The organism is Pseudomonas sp. 28 E 9 (genome assembly GCF_900004785.1).
Lineage (GTDB): Bacteria > Pseudomonadota > Gammaproteobacteria > Pseudomonadales > Pseudomonadaceae > Aquipseudomonas > Aquipseudomonas orientalis_A.
In genome coordinates, this window is the sequence record NZ_CVTK01000054.1 from 205,345 (window position 1) to 225,459 (window position 20,115).

A 20,115-nucleotide genomic window follows, 5' to 3' on the forward strand; every position below is an offset into this window, starting at 1 on the left:
CAAGCCTGCGTTCGGCCAGCGTGGTTTAACGGGGCGCCTGAGATCAAAAGCAGATCAAGATCAAGAGCGGCTCGCTTCGCATCGTGGTTACGGTGGGGGATACAGAGTTGTGTAGATACGTATGCCCCGATAGCGCTAGTCCAGTCAGAGATGCATTAACTGACCCACCGCCATCGGGGGCAAGCCCCCTCCCACAGTTAATTGGGGGGCAGCTTAAATTGCAGCCCAAACAAAAGGCCCGCTTACTCAGCGGGCCTTTTATTTGCCTGGCATTCAGATCAAAACCTGAACACTTCCAGATCCGTACGAATCGGTGTTGCCATCGGCATCTTCGGTTTTTCCGGCGTCGCGGGCTTGGCCTGTGCCGGTGCCTGCTTGCGCGGTGCCTCGGCAATCGGCGGCTGGTTGGCCAGCGGCTTGAGCGCCACCGACAACTGCTGCGCAAGGTGCTGCAACAATACGCCCTGGGCCTGGACCTGGGACGCGGTGGTACCGGCATGTTCTTCCTGCAGGTGCACGATACGGTTGTCCCGTACTTGCCCGCGACGGTCGATCAAGCGCCACTGTGCATCGAGGATCGCCGGTTGCGACTTGCCGGAGTCAAGCCGCGTGATAGTCAGCAACACCTGCACATCCGGGGAAAACCCGGATGGGCCAGGCGCCAGGACCACGCGCTGGCTGTCCAACTGACCGGCCACCTGACGCAACATCAATTGATTGATATCGGAAGAAAGGCTACCCGCCCAACGACCATCCGTGGAACCTTGCAGGCTTCCGTCGTTCTGACGTTGGAGCAGGGTCTCGCGTTGCAGGTAATCAGCAACGATGACCGGACCCAGCAGGACCGCCATGCCGGCGGTTTGTGCTGGCTGAGCCGGACTTCCGCTGTCCAGCTGGTACAGCGACACCGGCTGGTGGGTGCTGCAACCCGCCAGCCCTAACAGGCCAGCGAGCATCAAAAATAGAGGAAGGCGTGGAGCAGTCATCATCCCATCCAGGTGGCTGCCACAAGGCGAACCACAATGTAATACTAAAAATAACCTAAACACGCTCGGCCACGCCGGCGCTGGAAAGGCCATATCATCCGTGAATATGCGCCATGACTCCAGCGCCAAAGCGTCGATCTACGCGTTAAATCGTAGATCGAGGCCTCTAGTACGCCTTAAGCAGGCGTTTCTACCAACAAAGCATCCACTCGCTGGAAGCCTCGAGGCAGTTTGTTGCCGCGTCGACCGCGCTCGCCCTTGTAGTGCTCAAGGTCGTCAGGGCGCAGCGACAGCGTGCGCTTGCCGGCCTGAAGCACCAGCGTAGCGCCTTCGGGGATCACGGCGATGTCGGTCACGTACTCTTCGCGACTGGCCACACGCTCTCCCGGGATACCAATGATCTTGTTGCCCTTGCCCTTGCCCAGCTGCGGCAGGTCGCTGATCTTGAAGACCAGCAGACGCCCTTCGGTGGTCACCGAGGCCAGCCAGTTGTGCTCACGATCCTCCACCGGTCGCGGCAGGATCACCTTGGCATTGTTCGGCAGGCTCAGCAGCGCCTTGCCCGCCTTGTTCTTGGCCTGCAGGTCTTCACCCTTGACCACGAATCCGTAACCGGCGTCGGAGGCGATGACATACAACGAATCATCGTCCGGCAGCAGCACGCACTCGAAATTCGCCCCCGGTGGCGGTGTAAGGCGCCCGGTCAGCGGCTCGCCCTGCCCCCGTGCGGAAGGCAGCGTGTGGGCCGGCACCGAATAACTGCGCCCGGTCGAGTCGATAAACACCGCAAACTGGTTGGAACGCCCGGCGGCAGCGGTCTTGAAGCCATCACCGGCCTTGTACGAAAGCCCGGTGGCGTCAATATCATGCCCTTTGGCGGAGCGAACCCAACCCTTTTCCGACAGAACGACGGTAATTTTCTCATTAGGCAGCAGCTCGGTTTCTGTCAGAGCTTTCGCTTCCGCACGCTCGACAATCGGCGACCGGCGGTCATCGCCGTAGGTTTCGGCGTCCTTGATCAGCTCGCTGCGCACCAGCTTCTTGAGCTTGGCTTCACTGCCCAGCAGCGCTTGCAGCTTGGCTTGTTCCTTGAGCAATGCGTCCTGCTCGTCGCGCAGCTTCATTTCTTCCAGTCGCGCCAACTGGCGCAAGCGGGTGTCGAGGATGTAGTCAGCCTGGATCTCGCTCAATTCGAAACGCGCGATCAGCTCGGCTTTCGGGTGCTCGGCGGTACGGATGATATGGATCACTTCATCCAGGTTGAGGTAGGCGATCAACAAGCCGTCCAACAGGTGCAGGCGGCGCTCGACCTTATCCAGGCGAAATTGCAGGCGCCGGCGCACGGTCTGTACGCGAAACTCCAGCCATTCCACCAGCAGGTTGCGCAGGTTCTTGAGCTGCGGCTTGCCGTCCAGGCCGATGATGTTGACGTTGACCCGATAGCTGGACTCCAGGTCGGTGCTGGCAAACAGATGCTGCATCAGCACTGCATGATCCACCCGGCTGTTGGTCGGGATGATCACGATGCGGCAAGGGTTCTCGTGGTCGGACTCGTCGCGCAAGTCGGCAACCTGCGGCAGTTTCGACGGCTTGGCCTGCATCAGCGCGGCGATCTGCTCCAGCACCTTGGCGCCGGACACCTGATGCGGCAACGCGGTCACGATAATGTCGCCGTCTTCGACGTGATACACCGCGCGCATGCGCACCGATCCCTTGCCGGTTTCGTACATTTTCAGCAGGTCGGCGCGCGGGGTGATGATTTCCGCTTCGGTCGGGTAATCCGGGCCCTGGATATGCTCGCAGAGCTGCTCGACCGTGGCTTTTGGCTCATCCAGCAGGCGAACGCAGGCGGCGGCGACTTCGCGCAGGTTGTGCGGCGGCACATCGGTGGCCATGCCGACCGCGATGCCGGTGGTGCCATTGAGCAGGATATTCGGCAAACGTGCCGGCAACACCAGGGGTTCGTCGAGGGTGCCGTCAAAGTTGGGCCCCCAGTTCGCGGTGCCCTGGCCCAGCTCGCTGAGCAATACTTCCGAATAACGCGACAGACGCGCCTCGGTGTAACGCATGGCGGCGAAGGACTTGGGATCATCCGGCGCCCCCCAGTTACCCTGGCCGTCGACCAGGGTGTAGCGGTAGCTGAACGGCTGGGCCATCAGCACCATGGCTTCGTAGCAGGCCGAATCGCCGTGAGGGTGGAACTTGCCGAGCACGTCACCGACGGTACGCGCCGACTTCTTGTGCTTGGAATCGGCGTCCAGGCCCAACTCACTCATGGCGTAGATAATGCGCCGTTGTACCGGCTTCAAGCCGTCGCCGATATGCGGCAGGGCACGGTCCATGATCACGTACATGGAGTAGTTGAGGTAGGCATTTTCGGTGAAGTCAGCCAGCGATCGGCGTTCTACGCCATCTAAGCTGTCTGCGAGGATGTCACTCATGCGGGCCTCATCATTGGGTAAGGCGCAGCGGAACTGCCGCTGCGCTGATTCAATTCAAAAAAGTCGCGGCTCATGGCTGGGCACTCCAGCCGCCGGCCGGGGCGGCAAACCGATAGACCACCGGGCGCTTTTCACCGTCGGCACGCGCGCCAAAATTATTGTCGATACCGATCCAGGCGCCATCGGCGTCCACCACCAGGGCTTCGGCCAGGCCATAGGGTTGGGGGTAACGCCGTTCGGGCGTCAGGGTTTCGTCGGCAAACGACCAGCACAGCTCAACCCTGGCCGTCACCGTATCGCGTCGGCAAATCTGGAATGCATTGCGCTCCAGGGTGAACAGCTTGTCGTTGAACAGCGCCAGGTCGGCAAAATCCTTGGACACGGCCTTGGCGTTGGTGAACTGCGCCGGCTGCACTTCCAGCCCGGCCTCGCTCAACAATACGCAAGCCCCCTCGCAATCCCACACGCTCTGCCCGCGCTTGATCGAGATCAGTCCACGGCGCTCACGCTCGGCGGCCAGCCAGATCTGATTGCCTTGCGGGCTCACCGTCAGGCCTTCGAACAACGCATTGAAGTGCAGCAACATGCCGCTGGCCCGCGCCTCGCGCACCATGCCCGGGGCGATCTTCAACCATTCGGGGGCGCCGGCTGCCGGTACCTGCAACACCGCCGCATGGGCTTCGCTGACGATGTAGCGGTTGCCTGCCGCATCACAGCTGATGCCTTCGAAATCCAGGTCTCCACCGCGAATGAACGAAGCCGCCTTGGTGCGCGAGCGCAACCCCCACGGCAGGCCGGATTCGGGCACGGGGGGTACGTCGATCGTCAATGCCTCGGCGTTCCAGGTCGGCTCGCGGGTGTCCAGACGATAAATCCGGTCATCATCGCGGTCCGATACCGTCCACAGTTCCTTGCCGCACAGCGCCAGGCCCGACAGGTTGCCGCCGCGCATGCCGTCTACCGGATGTTCCGACACCAGCTTGAGCTCAGCCACGGGCGCGGCCACCCCATCGGTGGCTGCCAACCCGCACACCATCAGGATCGCCAGGGCGACGCCTGTGCGCATCAGCCCATTACCTCGGCCAGGTTGCCTTTGGATTCGAGCCAGGCCTTGCGATCCGGCGCACGCTTTTTCGCCAGCAGCATGTCCATCATTTCCGAAGTGCCGGCGAAGTCTTCCAGGGTTAACTGCACCAGACGCCGGGTGTTCGGGTCCATGGTGGTTTCGCGCAGTTGCGGCGGGTTCATTTCACCCAGGCCCTTGAATCGCGTGACCTGTGGCTTGCCGCGCTTCTTCTCGGCCACCAGGCGATCGAGAATGCCATCGCGCTCGGCTTCGTCCAGGGCGTAGAAAATCTCCTTGCCCAGGTCGATGCGGTACAGCGGCGGCATGGCGACATAGACGTGACCGGCATCCACCAACGGGCGGAAGTGCTGCACGAACAACGCGCACAGCAAGGTGGCAATGTGCAGGCCGTCGGAGTCGGCATCGGCGAGGATGCAGATCTTGCCGTAGCGCAGCTGGCTCATGTCCGCTGCGCCAGGGTCGACCCCAATGGCCACGGCGATGTTGTGCACTTCCTGGCTGGCCAGCACTTCGCTGCCATCGACTTCCCAGGTGTTGAGGATCTTGCCGCGCAACGGCAGGATCGCCTGGAATTCCTTGTCCCGCGCTTGCTTGGCGGAACCGCCGGCGGAATCACCTTCCACCAGGAACAGCTCGGAGCGCATCGGGTCCTGCCCGGCGCAATCGGCCAGCTTGCCGGGCAATGCCGGCCCCTGGGTGATGCGCTTGCGCTCGACTTTCTTGCTGGCCTTGAGGCGACGACCGGCGTTGTTGATCGCCAGCTCCGCCAGGGCCAGGCCCAGTTCCGGGTGCTCGTTGAGCCACAGGCTGAAGGCATCCTTGACCACACCGGAGACAAACGCCGCCGCCTCGCGGGAGGACAGGCGCTCCTTGGTCTGGCCGGAGAACTGCGGCTCCTGCATTTTCATCGACAGCACGAACGCAATGCGCTCCCACACGTCTTCCGGCGCCAGCTTCACGCCGCGCGGCAGCAGGCTGCGGTATTCGCAGAATTCGCGCATGGCGTCCAGCAAGCCCTGGCGCAAGCCGTTGACGTGGGTGCCGCCCTGGGCGGTGGGAATCAGGTTGACGTAGCTTTCCTGCACGCTGTCGCCGCCTTCGGGCAACCACAACAGCGCCCAGTCGACGGCTTCCTTGTTACCGGCCAGGCTGCCGCAGAACGGCGCGTTGGGCAGGCGTTCGAAGTCGCTGACCGAATCTTCCAGGTAGGAGCGCAGGCCGTCTTCGTAGTGCCACTCGACCTTTTCGCCGGTGCCTTTGTCTTCAAAGCTCACCAACAGGCCCGGGCACAGCACGGCCTTGGCCTTGAGCACATGCTTGAGACGGCTGATGGAGAATTTCGGCGAATCGAAGTATTTCGGGTCCGGCGCGAAGTACACGCTGGTCCCGGTGTTGCGCTTGCCGACGGTGCCGACCACTTCCAGCTCGGTGGCTTTGTAGCCATCGGCGAAGGTCATCTGGTATTCGTTGCCGTCACGCTTGACCTTGACCCTGACCTGCGTGGACAAGGCGTTGACCACGGAAATCCCCACACCGTGCAAGCCGCCGGAGAACTGGTAGTTCTTGTTGGAGAACTTGCCACCGGCATGCAGTTTGGTGAGGATCAGTTCGACGCCCGATACACCCTCTTCCGGGTGAATGTCCACCGGCATGCCGCGACCGTCGTCGGACACTTCCAGGGAGTGGTCGGCGTGGAGAATGACCTGCACCGACTTGGCGTGCCCGGCCAAGGCTTCGTCGACACTGTTGTCGATGACTTCCTGGGCAAGGTGGTTCGGCCGACTGGTGTCGGTGTACATGCCGGGGCGTTTGCGCACCGGGTCGAGGCCCGAGAGGACTTCGATGGCGTCGGCGTTATAAGAGCTAGCGCTGGGAGTGGCCATGGGGTCTCGTCGTGAGTCGTTCGATTAAAAAGTGACCTGCGATTTTTACAGTGACGAAAAATCGAAGGATTGATACTGATCAGCGCCAATGCCGGCAAAGCTCAACAATGCCGGCAATTGCTGGGCGAACCCTTGGTAACCGTGGTCGCCACCGGCCTGGATGCGCAAGGCACAGGCGCGGTAATACTGCTGGGCCAGGCGATAATCCAGGGTTTCGTCCCCGGTCTGCAACCACACCTGATAACGCGCGGCGCCCTGAGGAGCCGGTACTTCCAGCTCGGCCAACGCCGTGACGTGGTCGAGGGTCAACTCCCAGCTTTCGTCGGTGTAGAGGTTCTTCTGGGTTCCCAGGTAGCCGTCAAACATCCGATGGGGGCTGACCGCCGGGTTGACCAGCAGCGCCTTGAGGCCATGGCGTTCGGCAAGATGGGTTGCATAGTAGCCGCCCAATGAACTGCCGACCAGCAGCGGCCTGCCCAGTTCTGCGATGGCCTCCTCCAATTGAGGAATCGCCTGACGCGGATGGTGATGCAGCGCCGGAACACGCAGCTGCCCGGACAGGCCAAGCTTGCCCATTACGGTGATCAACTGGCTGGCCTTGTTGGAGGCCGGCGCACTGTTGAAACCGTGAATATAGAGGATCGAAGCGGACATGCCGGGCTCTCCGTGACTCAGCCAAAGAGGCGCAGTTTACAGGGATAAGGGGCCTGTGTGAGAACCCATGTGGGAGGGGGCTTGCCCCCGATGGCTGAGTGTCAGTCAGCACATGTGGCAGCTGACACACCGCAATCGGGGGCAAGCCCCCTCCCACCTTTTGATCAGCGTTTACAGCTATTAATAGCCGTTGCTGCCGTAGTCGACGGTGAAAGCGAAATCCCTGACCCGCTCCACCCCGGTCTCCAACCGCCCGTCGGCATGCAAACGCAGCCAGCGATAGCCTGGAGCCTGGTCGCTGACCTGGAAGTCCTCACTCCCGGGCGCGAACTGGATGCAGGTGGACGGCGACGCCAGCAGGCGCACGCCGTTGCGCTCGCCGTCGATTTCCTGGTGCACATGGCCCCACAAAACCGCTTTCACTTGGGGGAAGCGGTCAAGCACGGCAAACAGCGCATCCGGATTGCGCAGGCCGATAGGCTCCATCCAGGCGCAGCCGATCGACACCGGATGATGATGCAGGCACACCAGGTGATGCCGGTTCGGCGCTTCGCTCAAGGCCTGGACGAGCAGTTGCAGTTGCTGGTCCTGCAGGTAGCCGGGCACGGAACCGGGCACGGCGGAGTCCAGCAGGGTCACGCGCCAGTTGCCGACGTCAACCACCGGCTCCAGCAGGTCGCTGTGCACGGCAGCGTGGGCCATGATCTGCGGCTCATCGTGGTTGCCGGGCAGCCAGCGCGCGGGAGCGCCCATCGGCGCGGTCATGTCGCGAAATTGCTGGTATGACGCCAATGTGCCGTCCTGGGACAGATCCCCCGTGGCCAGCACCAGATCGATGTGCGACTGCTGTTCGCGCACCAGGTCGATCACCCGCCGCAGGCTGTCGCGGGTATTCATGCCCAGCAGCTTGACGTCTGCATCGGCAAACAAATGGCTGTCGGACAGTTGCACCAACAGCACAGCGTCAGGGTTCATGGCGGATACGCTCGGCAAGGCGCTCTCCCTAGCGGTCACAGGAATAGACAGGTGGGGCAATTATGCTGGGGCAGGACACAAAGAGGAAACCCAGGGAAACAAACGCAGTTCACATCTACCGCACGACTTCGAACTCATGGCCCAGGGCCAGGCAGTGGCTCAGCCATTCGCCGAGGAACACATTGAGCTGGGCTTTCTCATCGGGCTGGTGCATGAACACATTCGGGTAAGGATAGATGCTGCGAAAGCGTCGCGCATGTTCGGCACTGATCACTTCGGCCATGCGTGCATCGTGGTACACCTGCACTTCCAGCTGCGGCACCGGCAGCCAGGGCAGGCTGTGTTCCTGGCGCACGCGCAGGGTGGTGGTGTACGGGCAATTGACGATGACTTCCAGGGTCAGCACGCCCAGCATCTGGTCGCCGTGGGTTACGGCAATGCGCCGCGCCTGGGGCGTGTGGCGCATGTCGGGGAGCAGGCGCATCAGCCGCGCGTAGTTGGCCTCGCACGCGGCTTGCAGCCCGATCAGGTCAACCCGGTAACGTTCCCGTGCCTTTACTGCCATAGCCCCCTCACTTCCGCGCGATTAAGCGCAAGCCATTGCAGGGCGATGATGCTGGCTGCATTGGAAATCCTGCCGTCGCGCACAGCCTGGAAGGCATCTTCGAATGCCCAGGTGGTCACGCGGATATCTTCGGCCTCTTCTTCCAATCCATGGATACCACCGGCCTGTGAGCTGTCGCAACGGCCCAGGTACAGGTGGACGAACTCGGTACTGCCGCCAGGCGACGGGAAATACTTGGTGATCGGCCACAGCGCGGAGAACGTCAGCCCAGCTTCCTCCTCGGCTTCGCGGTGTGCAACCTCCTCGGGTTGCTCGTCCTTGTCGATCAGACCGGCGACCATTTCCACCAGCCACGGGTTGTCGGCACGCCCCATGGCGCCGACGCGGAACTGCTCGATCAGTACCACTTCATCGCGCTGCGGATCGTAGGGCAGTACGCACACCGCATCATGGCGTACAAACACTTCACGATTGATCACGCGGCTCATGCCGCCGTCGAACTTCTCGTGGCGCAGTTGCACTCGATCGAGCTGATAGAAGCCCTTGTAGGCAGAGTCGCGCTGAACAATCTCGATATTCTTCGGCGTCGACTTCGTAAAGTCCGTCATATTCTTCCTCGTCATAAGCCGTGCAGTGGGCGCCATCCTAACGCGCCCAAGTGGCTCGGCGCAGCCCCTTTCCGGTTGCCGGGATAGACGGCGGGCGTCAAACTCACACTAATCAGTCTAGTGGCGAACTGGCGGCCCTGTTGGCAGTCCAAGCGCTACTCTTTTCGCTTTCCATCGATTTACGAAGGACACACATGTCGCTTTTAAAAATCGCCTCCATGGCTTGTATTGCCTTGACCCTGGGTGCCTGCCAGAGCCTGTTCCAGTCCGGCCAGCTCAAACCGCTGGACGTCACCACCGACAAGTCGGAGCAGATCAAGCCCGGCTGCGGCAGCCCTGATTGTCCGCTGGTGAACATCGACACCGTGCATTTCCCCGCCGACCCGCAACTGGACAAACTGGTCGAGCAGCGCCTGCTGCAGATGACCCGCACCACGCCCGGCGCCAGCATCCCTGCGACCCTGAATGCCTACCGGGACACATTCCTGCGCGAATCCCCCGACCGCCACAGCATGTACTTGCAGGCCAAGGTACGTGAGCAGCATGACGGACTGGTGATCGTTGAAGTGTCCAGCTACCTGGACACCGGCGTGGCCCACGGTGAACCTGGCCGCGGTTTCATCAACTATTCACGGGTGCTGCACAAGGAATTGGGCCTGGCCGACATGCTGTTGCCCGGCCAGGAGCAGGCCTTCTGGAATACCGCAAAAGTTGCCCACAACAGCTGGTTGATCAACACCAAGATGGACCGCGACCCGGAGTTCGTGAAGAACTGGCCGTTCCAGAAAACCCCGAACGTGGCCTTGACCAGCGGCGGCGTGGTGCTCAAGTACAACGTCACCACCATCGCCCCCTACGCCCAGGGGCTGATCGAAATCACCATCCCCTATGCGCGCCTGACCGGTGTGATCAAGCCTGAGCTGATGCCTGCGCGCCACTGACCGCCCGCCCCAGGATGAACTGCAGCAACCCTGCCAGCAGCAATGCCGGCAGGGTTGCGCCGATATCCGGATACAGGTGCGCCAGCAGGTGGTAGGTGCCGATGCCGCCCAGCCACGCCAGCAGCGCCGGCCAATGCAGCTGGGTCACCGCGCCCTGGCGCCGACGGCGCAGGATGAAGTGATCCACCAATACCACGCCGAACAGTGGCGCAAACACTGAGCCGATCAGCAACAGGAAGTTCTGGTATTGCGCCAGGGGCGCCAGGCAGGCAATCACGGTGCAAATCACACCGATGGCCAACGCCAGGTGCTCGACTTTCAAACGCAGCAGCACCCCGCTCGACACCGCCGCCGAATGAATGTCGGCAAAGGCGTTTTCCGACTCGTCCAGCAGGATCAGCAACAGCGGAATCCCCAGGCCGGCGCCGGCCAGGGCCAATAGCAGCGCATTGACTTCACCGCTGGGCGCAAAGGCCAGGGTGTAGGCCACCCCCAGGCTCATCAGCCAGAAATTACCGATAAAGAACCCCAGCGCGGTGCCGCCGAACACGCTTTTCGCGCGTTTGCCAAAGCGTGAGTAGTCGGCGATCAGCGGCAGCCACGACAGCGGCATGGCGATGGCAATGTCAAAGCCCACCGCAAACGGCATCGAGCCGTCACCGGCCTGGGCCCACAGCGCGACGAGATCGGCCTTGGCAAACAGGTTCCAGGTCAGCCACAGACAGGCCGCGAGCAGCAGCCAGATGCCCCATTTGCGCAGGATTTGCCGCACGAAGGTCAACGGGCCACTCACCGCCAGCATGGTGGCAAGGCCGCCAAACAACACGGTCCACAACAAGGGGCTCGCCAACAGGCTGCCCTCGCTGAACGCACGCGCACCCAACAAGCTGGCGGCATCGCGCATGACGATGATTTCGAACGAACCCCAGCCAATCAATTGCAGCAGGTTCAACAGCGCCGGCAGGCTCGCACCGCGGCTACCGAGGCTGAGCTTGAGCGCGGCCATGGCGGACAGCCCGGTGTCGCTGCCGATCACGCCGACGGCGGCCAGCAACAGCACGCCGACCAGGGTGCCGAGCAAGATGGCCAGCAATGAACCCGACAGCCCCAGGCCCGGCGCCAGCAAGGCGCCGGTTTGCAGGACCATCAGGCCGATGCCGAGGGAGAACCACAGGGAGAACAGGTCGCGGGCGCCGAAGACGCGCTTGTCCTGGGGGACTGCAATGTCCGGCGAATAGGTGCTCGGTTGAATGCTCAAGGGTGGAATCTCTGAGGGGCATTTGTTGTTTGAAATACGGCTATCGGGGGCAAGCCCCCTCCCACACATTCAAGTGTGGGAGGGGGCTTGCCCCCGATGAGGCCGGTACAGGCGCCTGCAATCCCGGATCAGACTTTCTTGTAGAGCTGACTGCCTTCCTGCCTGAACCGCTCCGCCTGCTCGGCCAAGCCCTTGGCCACGTCCACATCCACCGCTTCAATGCGCTGGTTGGCCGCGTACTCACGCACTTCGTGGGTGACTTTCATCGAGCAGAACTTCGGCCCGCACATCGAACAGAAATGCGCGACCTTGGCGGACTCTTTCGGCAGGGTCTCGTCGTGAAACGCCCGGGCGGTGTCCGGGTCCAGGCCCAGGTTGAACTGGTCTTCCCAGCGGAATTCGAAGCGCGCCTTGCTCAGCGCGTTGTCGCGAATCTGCGCGCCCGGATGGCCTTTGGCGAGGTCGGCGGCGTGGGCGGCGATCTTGTAAGTGATGATCCCGGTCTTCACGTCATCCTTGTTCGGCAACCCCAGGTGTTCCTTGGGCGTGACGTAGCAGAGCATGGCGCAACCGAACCAGCCGATCATCGCCGCGCCGATGCCGGAGGTGATGTGGTCATAGCCCGGCGCGATGTCGGTAGTCAGCGGGCCGAGGGTGTAGAACGGCGCCTCGTCGCAGCATTCGAGCTGCTTGTCCATGTTCTCCTTGATCAACTGCATCGGCACGTGGCCGGGGCCTTCGATCATGGTTTGCACGTCGTGCTTCCAGGCGATCTTGGTCAGCTCGCCAAGGGTTTCCAGCTCACCGAATTGCGCGGCGTCGTTGGCGTCGGCCACCGAGCCCGGACGCAAGCCGTCACCCAGCGAAAAGCTGACGTCATAGGCTTTCATGATTTCGCAGATTTCTTCGAAATGCGTGTAGGCGAAGTTTTCCTTGTGGTGCGCCAGGCACCATTTGGCCATGATCGCGCCGCCACGGCTGACGATGCCGGTGACGCGGTTGGCGGTCAGCGGCACATAGCGCAGCAATACACCGGCATGGATTGTGAAGTAGTCGACGCCCTGTTCGGCTTGCTCGATCAGGGTGTCGCGAAACAGTTCCCAGGTCAGGTCTTCCGCCACACCGTCGACTTTCTCCAGTGCCTGGTAGATGGGTACGGTGCCGATCGGCACCGGCGAGTTGCGGATGATCCACTCGCGGGTTTCGTGGATGTGCTTGCCGGTGGACAGGTCCATGATGTTATCGGAGCCCCAGCGAATGCCCCAGGTCATCTTCGCCACTTCTTCTTCGATGGACGAGCCCAGCGCACTGTTACCGATATTGCCGTTGATCTTCACCAGGAAGTTACGGCCGATAATCATCGGTTCCAGTTCAGTGTGATTGATGTTGGCCGGGATGATGGCGCGGCCACGGGCGATTTCTTCACGGACAAATTCGGGCGTGATGATCTTTGGAATGCTGGCGCCAAAGCTGTGTCCCGCATGCTGCTGCTTGAGCAGGCCGGCGGCGCGGGCTTCCTCAAGCTTCATGTTTTCGCGGATGGCTACATATTCCATTTCGGGCGTGATGATGCCTTTGCGCGCGTAGTGCATCTGGCTGACGTTGGCGCCGGCCTTGGCCCGTCGTGGGTTCTGCAGGTGGGCAAAGCGCAGGTAGGCCAGGTCCGGGTTATCCAGGCGTTCCTGGCCGTAGCGTGAGCTCAGGCAAGCCAGTCGCTCGGTATCGCCGCGCTCTTCGATCCAGGGCGAGCGCACGTCGGCCAGGCCTTTGCGCACGTCGATGATCACGTTGGGATCGGTATACGGACCCGATGTGTCGTAGACCACCACCGGTGCATTGATTTCACCGCCGAACTCGGTGGGCGTCACATCCAGGCTGATTTCGCGCATGGGCACGCGAATATCGGGACGCGAGCCCTGTACATAGATCTTCTGTGAGCGGGTAAACGGCTGCACGGAACCGGAGTCGACCTTGGCCGATTCACTCAAGTGCACGGTGTTTTTTGATTTTTGGCTTTTTAATTCGGTGCTCATCAGGGCTCTCCAACTTATCCGGGCGGTGGATTGTTGTCGGAGCGAACCTGTGACGGACGGACGCACTGAAACCAGTGCTGTGCTTGCGCACGAGGGCTGTTCGATTGTCGAACAACTTCCCGGACGAAGCACAAGAGGACTCGCCGGGTGACGAGAAATCTTGTTCCCTACGCAGGCGTTAACCTGATCAGGTTCAACGGGATCCGGTATTTACCGATCTCAGCCTTCCAACAAGGCACCCCGACAAGAACCCGGCCAGTCTAGACCATGGCGTGGGCAAATTGCCAATGACACTGTCGTCAGGATGATAAATGGCGTAATTACAGGATTGTTGTGCCGAGGCCCGGCCACTACACTCCTGAGCTGCCTCAAGGCTTGACGCTCCCTCTTTGCCACCGTAGCCTTGGGCAATAAATTATCATCGTAATATTTACTCAGGGATCGCCTCATGCTGCGCAAACTTTCACTGGCAATTGCCGTGTCTTGTGCGACCAATGGAATGGTCTGGGCAGCTGAAGCGCCCTTGTCCGCCAACACCGACCTGGTCAGCGTCTACCAGGAAGCGGCGAGCAACAACGCCGACCTGGCCGCTGCCCGCGCTCAATATGGCGCGCAGAAAGAAGTGGTGCCCCAGGCGCGCGCAGGCTTGCTGCCGAACCTGTCGGCCGGTGCCGACAGTAACAACGTGCGCACCCAGATCGACCAGCCCGCCGCCACTGCCAGCCGCGACGCGCACTCCTGGCGCGCCACCCTGAGCCAGCCGCTGTTTCGCGCCGATCGCTGGTTCCAGCTGCAAGCCGCCGAAGCCGTCAGCGAGCAAGCCTCGCTGCAACTGTCGGCCAGTGAACAGAACCTGATTTTGCAAAGTGCCGAGAGCTACTTTGCAGTCCTGCGCGCGCAAGACAACCTGGCCTCGACCAAGGCCGAAGAAAATGCCTTCAAACGCCAGCTCGACCAGTCCAATGAGCGCTTCGATGTGGGCCTGTCGGACAAGACCGATGTGCTGCAATCCCAGGCCAGCTACGACACCGCTCGCGCCAACCGCATCGTGGCCCAGCGCCAGGTGGACGACGCCTTCGAGGCGCTGATCACCCTGACCAACCGCCAGTACAACTCGATCCAGGGCATCGTCCATACGCTGCCGGTGCTGCCGCCGGCGCCGAACGACGCCAAGGCCTGGGTCGAAACCGCCGGGCGCCAGAACCTCAACCTGCTGGCCAGCAATTACGCAGTGACTGCCGCCGAGGAAACCCTCAGGCAGCGCAAGGCCGGCCACTTGCCGACGCTCGATGCGGTTGCGCAATACGAAAAAGGCGACAACGATGCCCTGGGGTTCAGCAACCCGAATCAGTTGCCCATCCCGTACGGTGGCGATGTGTCGCAACGCACCATCGGCTTGCGGTTGAACATCCCGATCTACCGCGGCGGCCTCACCAGCTCGCAAGTGCGTGAATCCTATTCGCGTCTCGATCAGTCCGAGCAGCAACGCGAAGGCCTGCGCCGCCAGGTGGTGGAAAACACCCGCAACCTGCACCGCGCCGTGAACACCGATGTGGAACAGGTGCAGGCACGCCGCCAGTCGATCATCTCCAACCAGAGCGCGGTGGAAGCCACGGAAATCGGCTATCAGGTGGGCACGCGCAATATCGTCGACGTGCTGGACGCACAGCGCCAGCTCTACTCGTCGGTGCGCAACTACAACAACAGCCGCTACGACTACATCCTCGACAACCTGCGCTTGAAGCAGGCTGCGGGCACCTTGAACCCGGGGGACTTACAGGACTTGACGCGCTATTTGAAAGCCGACTACAACCCGGATAAAGACTTCCTGCCACCGGACCTGGCCAAGGCCGCCGCCGAGCAGCTCAAGGCCCGCCCGGGTTCCTGAAAACACCATAAACCAATGTGGGAGGGGGCTTGCCCCCGATGGCAGTGGGTCAGCCAACCTGTTGGGTGACTGACACACCGCTATCGGGGGCAAGCCCCCTCCCACATTTGAATTGTGTTGAATCAGTGAGTCATCAGCCTGTCCAGTCCGTCCAGCAAACGCTTCAGCGCTCCCTGATTGGCCTGCATCACTTTCAATCCCGCCTCTGCCATCCTGCGCGCATCCCGCGGCAGTTCGAACAATTGGCGCACCGCTTCGGCCAAACCTTCTGCGTCATCCACCTCGCGCAACGCCCCGGCCTCGCGCATCATCGCGCTGATTTCCAGGAAGTTGAACAGGTGCGGCCCCATGATCACCGGCTTGCCCAGCGCCGCCGGTTCCAGCGGGTTGTGCCCGCCGGTCGGTACCAGGCTGCCGCCGACAAAGGCGCTGTCGGCCAACGCGTAGAGAAACAGCAACTCGCCCATGGTGTCGCCCAGCAGCACTGAGGTATCAGCATTGATCGCTTCGCCAGTGGAGCGCCGCACCGTGGCAAAGCCTTGCTGCACGCACCGATCGAAGGTCGGGCCGAAGCGCTCCTGATGACGCGGCACCAGAATCAGCAGCGCATTGGGATAGCTGGCCAGCAACTGACGATGGGCGTCGAGCACGACTTCGTCTTCGCCTTCGTGGGTGCTGGCGGCGATCCACACCGGGCGTTCGCCGGCGCCCCATTGTTCGCGCAAGGCGGCGGCGCGTTCCGGCAGTTGGGGGTCGATGGTCAGGTCAAACTTGATCGAGCCGGTGACTTCAACGGTTTCAGGTCGCGCGCCCAGACTGCGGAAACGCTCGGCCTCGGTTTCGGTCTGCACGGCGAACCAGCTCATTTCGGCCAGCATCGGCGCGGTCAGTCTGGCGAACCGCGCATAGCCCCGGGCCGAGCGCGCCGACAATCGCGCGTTGGCCAGGGCCACCGGAATACCGCGTTGGGCGCAGGCGTGAATATGGTTAGGCCACAATTCGGTTTCCATGATCACCGCGAGCCTTGGCTGTACTCGGTCAAGAAAACGCCTGGCGGCGCAGGGCAAGTCGTACGGCAGATAACAATGCTGGACGCGCGGTTCATCGGCAAACAGCGCCTGGATTCGCTCGGAACCGGTGGGCGTCATGCAGGTGACGGTCATCGGCAACTGCGGGTAACGCGCCAGGAGGGCCCGGATCATCGGCGCGGCGGCAATGCTTTCGCCCACCGACACCGCATGCACCCAGATCCCACCCGGCTGCATCACAGGCAAGCCATAGGAAAATCGCTCGCCCACGCGCCTGGCATAGGCCGGCGCCTTGCGCGCGCGCAGCCACAGACGTAAAGCCACCAACGGCAGCGCCAGGTAAAACAGACAGGTGTAGAGAGTTCTATTCATGGCGGCGGAGTTTATCGGCTTTTTCAGTCGATCGCCTGCAAGCACTCGGCAAAACGTTCAGCCACAAAGCGTGCCGCAGGCCCGAGGTGCTCATCGCGACGCCACACCAACTCCACCACCAGCGCCGGCGGGGTCCATTCGCTGCGCAGTTCAACCATCTGCTGTTGATAGGTGGGGTATTGCACGATGTGCCGTGGCAGCCAGGCCCAACCCAGGCCGCTCATCACCCATTCGGCCAATACATAGAAGCTGTCGGCCCGCCATACCTGCGGGCTGGCGGCTTCACTGCCGGGGTAGACGCTGGTCTGGGTCGACATCAGCAACTGGCGATACTGCGCCAACCGTTGGCAGTCCACGTACTGCTCCCTGGCCATGGGATGATTGACACCGCACACCGTGACCATCTCCACACTGCCCACCACCCGCCGCTCAAGGGCTTCGGGAATCTGGTCGTGATAGAACAACAGACCCAGGTCGGCCTGACGTTCCACCAGCTTGCGCGCCACATCGCCTTGCGCTGCGCTGGACAATTGCACTTCCAGCAATGGATAGCGCACCGCCAGCGCCGCAAGGCTGTCGAGCACCGGTTGGAACAACATCGCCTCGTCCTGAGCCAGGCGCAGACATGCTTCCTCGCCACGGGTCAGCGACAGCGCCCGCCCCGTCAGGCGCTCGCACTGACGCAGCACTTCACGCGCTTCCTCCAGCAACACACTGCCGGCTTCGGTCAGGCGCGGCTGACGGCCACTGCTACGCTCGAACAGGCTGACGCCCAGGTCCGCCTCCAACATCGCGATCGCGGTGCTGACGGCCGACTGCGCCTTGCGCTGCCCACGCGCCACGGCGGAAAACGAGCGCTGTTCGGCAACGCTGACAAACAGGCGCATCTGTTCCAGATCCCACTGCACGCTCATGGCTTAACCTATCTTCAATTCGGATAGGTAATGACTTTACCCCATCTGTTGAACCTCTAGAATGCCGACCTTATCAAACCCGCTTCACCTTGAGGATTGCACCATGAACGCCGCCTACTGTTACCTGGCCATCGCCATCTGCTCGGAGGTGATCGCGACCGTTTCCATGAAAGCCATCAAGGGGTGGAGCACACCGATTCCGCTGTTGCTGGTGATCGTCGGTTACGGCATCGCGTTCTGGATGCTGACCCTGGTCGTGCGCACCGTGCCGGTCGGCGTGGCGTATGCCGTCTGGGCCGGCATGGGCATCGTGATGGTCAGCATTGCCGCGCTGTTCATCTACGGGCAGAAGCTGGATATCCCGGCCATGCTGGGGATGGGGCTGATCGTGCTGGGCGTGGTGGTGATTCAGTTGTTCTCGAAAACCGCGGGTCACTGACCGCCCCTCAACAGCCTGTATACTGCGCCCCTTGTCTTGAACATTGAGGTCGCCGATGCCATCCGTTATTTCCACCGACGTTCTGATTGTCGGCGCCGGGGTTGCCGGCCTCTGGCTCAATGCGCGCCTGCGCCGCCAGGGGTTTTCCACGGTGCTGGTGGAAAGCGCGACCCTGGGTGGCGGGCAAAGCGTAAAGTCCCAGGGAATCATTCACGGCGGTGCGAAATACGCCCTGCACGGCGCCCTCACCGGCGCCTCCGAAGCGATTGCCGACATGCCGCGTCGCTGGCGTGAAGCCCTGGCCGGCAATGGCGAGTTGGACCTGTCCGGCGTGCGCCTGCTCTCTGAAGCCCACTACCTGTGGTCCCCCGGCACCCTCGCCGGCAATCTCACCAGTTTTTTTGCCAGCAAGGCCGTGCGCGGCCGTGTCGATCAGGTCAAGGGCGACGAACTGCCGGTCGCGCTGCAGGATCGTCGCTTCAAGGGCAAGGTCTACCGCCTGGCAGAATTGGTGGTGGATGTGCCCAGCCTGATTGAACGCCTGGCGCACCTGGCCGGTGACGGTCTGCTCGCGGGCCAGCACATCGAACCGCTGCGCGAAGGCGACACGCTGGTGGGCTTGACGGTCGATGGCCGCGAAATCCGCGCCCAGCGCATCGTATTGAGTGCCGGCGCAGGCACCGCCGATCTGCTGGCGGCCCTGGGCTTGAGCCAGCCGGCGATGCAAACCCGCCCGTTGCATATGATCCTCGCCAAAGGCCCGGGCCTGAAGCCGTTGTATGCCCATTGCCTGGGCGGCGGCACCAAGCCGCGCCTGACCGTGACCACGCACCCGGCCGCAGACGGCAATTGGGTGTGGTACATCGGCGGCGATATCGCCGAGGCCGATGGCGTAGCCCGCACGCCGCAAGAGCAAATTGCCACCGCGCAGAAAGAACTCGCTCAGCTGTTGCCATGGATCGACATGAGCCAAACCCAGTGGGCCACCTTGCGCGTCGAACGCGCCGAGCCACTGCAATCAGGCCTGAGCCGTCCCGACAATGCCTTCCTGGCCGAACAGGGCCGCCTGTTGGTGGGCTGGCCGACCAAGCTGGCCCTGGCGCCGGACTTTGCCGACCGGGTCATCGACAGCCTGGAACGCGCCGGCATCCGCCCAAGCGCCGGCGCCCCCCTGCCCGACCTGCCCAAGCCTGCGATCGGCCAACCCGCCTGGGAGCACCTGTTGCCATGAGCCTGCCAACCCTGCACGAACTGTATCGCCCCCTCGGCAGCACCGGCCTGCTGGTGTCGCCCCTGGGCCTGGGCACCGTCAAGCTGGGTCGCGACCAAGGGGTCAAATACCCCAGCGGTTTCCAGATTCCAAATGACGACGAGGCGCGAATGTTGCTGCGCCAGGCGCGCCAGCTGGGCATCAACCTGATCGACACCGCGCCCGCGTACGGGCGCAGCGAAGAGCGACTGGGGCCACTGCTGCGTGACCAGCGCAAGGAGTGGGTGATCGTCAGCAAGGTCGGCGAAGAATTCGAAGACGGCGTGTCCCGCCACGATTTCAGCGCCGCCCATACGCGGATGTCGATCGAGCGCAGTCTGAAACGACTTGAAACGGATTTTATCGACCTGGTGCTGGTGCACTCCGATGGCAACGACCTGCACATTCTCAATGACTGCGAGGTTTACCACACCCTCGCGGAGCTGAAAAAAGAGGGCAAGATCCGCGGTTTCGGCTTCTCCGGCAAGACCGTTGAAGGCGGCGTGAAGGCGCTGGAGCAGGGTGATTGCGCCATGGTGACTTACAATCTGAACGAACAGGCCGAAAAAGCCGTCATTGATTACGCGGCGGCCCATGGCAAGGGCATCCTGGTGAAAAAAGCCCTGGCCAGCGGCCACGTATGCCTGGCGCCTGGAATGGATCCAATTCAGGCGAGTTTCACGTTGTTGTTTGCGCAAACGGGCGTCGCCAGTGCTATTGTCGGGACCATCAATCCGCTGCACCTGGCCCATAACGTGGCAACCGCTGCCCGGGTCATCCGTCAACTCTGATGC

The 20,115-nt window shown here is 62.2% G+C and carries 17 protein-coding genes and 1 riboswitch; of the genes, 5 read left to right on the plus strand and 12 right to left on the minus strand.

The features are described 5' to 3' along the window. Positions 1-278 precede the first annotated feature (278 nt). The 8 genes from BFQ00_RS22695 to BFQ00_RS22730 all read right to left on the minus strand — a co-directional run bounded on the left by BFQ00_RS22695 (position 279) and on the right by BFQ00_RS22730 (position 9,199). Complete coding sequence (locus BFQ00_RS22695; protein ID WP_065894482.1) at positions 279-989, minus strand: PqiC family protein; 711 nt, start codon at positions 987-989, stop codon at positions 279-281. A gap of 173 nt (positions 990-1,162) precedes the next feature. Continuing rightward, a complete protein-coding gene (gene parC / locus BFQ00_RS22700) occupies positions 1,163-3,427 on the minus strand; it encodes a DNA topoisomerase IV subunit A (protein ID WP_065886541.1) in 2,265 nt (754 codons plus the stop codon). Between the two features lie 70 nt (positions 3,428-3,497). Next, the gene (locus BFQ00_RS22705) at positions 3,498-4,493 is read right to left on the minus strand and encodes an esterase-like activity of phytase family protein (protein ID WP_065934817.1); all 996 of its coding nucleotides are present in this window, start codon (positions 4,491-4,493) and stop codon (positions 3,498-3,500) included. Next, positions 4,493-6,397: a DNA topoisomerase IV subunit B gene (parE, locus tag BFQ00_RS22710; protein WP_065934818.1), complete on the minus strand. Its 1,905-nt coding sequence runs from the start codon at positions 6,395-6,397 to the stop codon at positions 4,493-4,495. Before parE ends, BFQ00_RS22705 begins: the two co-directional genes overlap by 1 nt. 45 nt (positions 6,398-6,442) lie before the next feature. Continuing rightward, entirely contained in the window at positions 6,443-7,051 is a 609-nt protein-coding gene (locus BFQ00_RS22715; protein ID WP_065934819.1) for a YqiA/YcfP family alpha/beta fold hydrolase, read from the minus strand. Positions 7,052-7,231: 180 nt separating this feature from the next. Continuing rightward, complete coding sequence (gene cpdA / locus BFQ00_RS22720) at positions 7,232-8,044, minus strand: 3',5'-cyclic-AMP phosphodiesterase (RefSeq protein WP_065934820.1); 813 nt, start codon at positions 8,042-8,044, stop codon at positions 7,232-7,234. Between the two features lie 97 nt (positions 8,045-8,141). Next, positions 8,142-8,591 carry a DUF1249 domain-containing protein gene (locus tag BFQ00_RS22725; RefSeq protein ID WP_065886546.1) on the minus strand — a complete coding sequence of 150 codons (450 nt, stop codon included), beginning with the start codon at positions 8,589-8,591 and terminating at the stop codon, positions 8,142-8,144. Then, on the minus strand, positions 8,582-9,199 hold the full coding sequence (locus BFQ00_RS22730; protein WP_065886547.1) for an NUDIX domain-containing protein: 618 nt from the start codon (positions 9,197-9,199) through the stop codon (positions 8,582-8,584). Before BFQ00_RS22730 ends, BFQ00_RS22725 begins: the two co-directional genes overlap by 10 nt. Before the next feature lie 194 nt (positions 9,200-9,393). Here BFQ00_RS22730 and BFQ00_RS22735 point away from each other — a divergent pair, with 194 nt between their 5' ends. Beyond that, complete coding sequence (locus BFQ00_RS22735; RefSeq protein WP_065934821.1) at positions 9,394-10,140, plus strand: RsiV family protein; 747 nt, start codon at positions 9,394-9,396, stop codon at positions 10,138-10,140. Here BFQ00_RS22735 and cytX read toward each other — a convergent pair. Together cytX and thiC are read right to left on the minus strand one after the other, a co-directional pair. Continuing rightward, entirely contained in the window at positions 10,109-11,398 is a 1,290-nt protein-coding gene (gene cytX, locus BFQ00_RS22740; protein ID WP_065934822.1) for a putative hydroxymethylpyrimidine transporter CytX, read from the minus strand. The two genes, BFQ00_RS22735 and cytX, sit on opposite strands and share 32 nt — an antisense overlap. Positions 11,399-11,526: 128 nt before the next feature. Further along, positions 11,527-13,431, minus strand: a complete 1,905-nt coding sequence (thiC, locus tag BFQ00_RS22745; protein ID WP_065886550.1) for a phosphomethylpyrimidine synthase ThiC — start codon at positions 13,429-13,431, stop codon at positions 11,527-11,529. A gap of 147 nt (positions 13,432-13,578) precedes the next feature. Then, positions 13,579-13,684: riboswitch (TPP riboswitch) on the minus strand. Between the two features lie 195 nt (positions 13,685-13,879). Here thiC and BFQ00_RS22750 point away from each other — a divergent pair. Beyond that, positions 13,880-15,319, plus strand: a complete 1,440-nt coding sequence (locus BFQ00_RS22750) for a TolC family outer membrane protein (RefSeq protein ID WP_065934823.1) — start codon at positions 13,880-13,882, stop codon at positions 15,317-15,319. Positions 15,320-15,441: 122 nt separating this feature from the next. Here the strand turns inward: BFQ00_RS22750 and waaA are convergent, their stop codons facing one another. Together waaA and BFQ00_RS22760 are read right to left on the minus strand one after the other, a co-directional pair. Next, complete coding sequence (gene waaA, locus BFQ00_RS22755; RefSeq protein WP_065934824.1) at positions 15,442-16,719, minus strand: lipid IV(A) 3-deoxy-D-manno-octulosonic acid transferase; 1,278 nt, start codon at positions 16,717-16,719, stop codon at positions 15,442-15,444. 23 nt (positions 16,720-16,742) lie between these two features. Next, on the minus strand, positions 16,743-17,633 hold the full coding sequence (locus tag BFQ00_RS22760) for a LysR family transcriptional regulator (protein ID WP_065886553.1): 891 nt from the start codon (positions 17,631-17,633) through the stop codon (positions 16,743-16,745). Between the two features lie 103 nt (positions 17,634-17,736). On the opposite strand from BFQ00_RS22760, the gene BFQ00_RS22765 reads away from it, so the two are divergent. The 3 genes from BFQ00_RS22765 to BFQ00_RS22775 are packed head-to-tail and all read left to right on the plus strand — an operon-like array spanning position 17,737 to position 20,112. Beyond that, complete coding sequence (locus tag BFQ00_RS22765) at positions 17,737-18,072, plus strand: DMT family transporter (protein ID WP_057724331.1); 336 nt, start codon at positions 17,737-17,739, stop codon at positions 18,070-18,072. Positions 18,073-18,127: 55 nt separating this feature from the next. Next, positions 18,128-19,303 carry an NAD(P)/FAD-dependent oxidoreductase gene (locus tag BFQ00_RS22770; protein WP_065934825.1) on the plus strand — a complete coding sequence of 392 codons (1,176 nt, stop codon included), beginning with the start codon at positions 18,128-18,130 and terminating at the stop codon, positions 19,301-19,303. After that, the gene (locus BFQ00_RS22775) at positions 19,300-20,112 is read left to right on the plus strand and encodes an aldo/keto reductase (RefSeq protein ID WP_065934826.1); all 813 of its coding nucleotides are present in this window, start codon (positions 19,300-19,302) and stop codon (positions 20,110-20,112) included. Before BFQ00_RS22770 ends, BFQ00_RS22775 begins: the two co-directional genes overlap by 4 nt. The last annotated feature ends 3 nt before the right edge of the window (positions 20,113-20,115 follow it).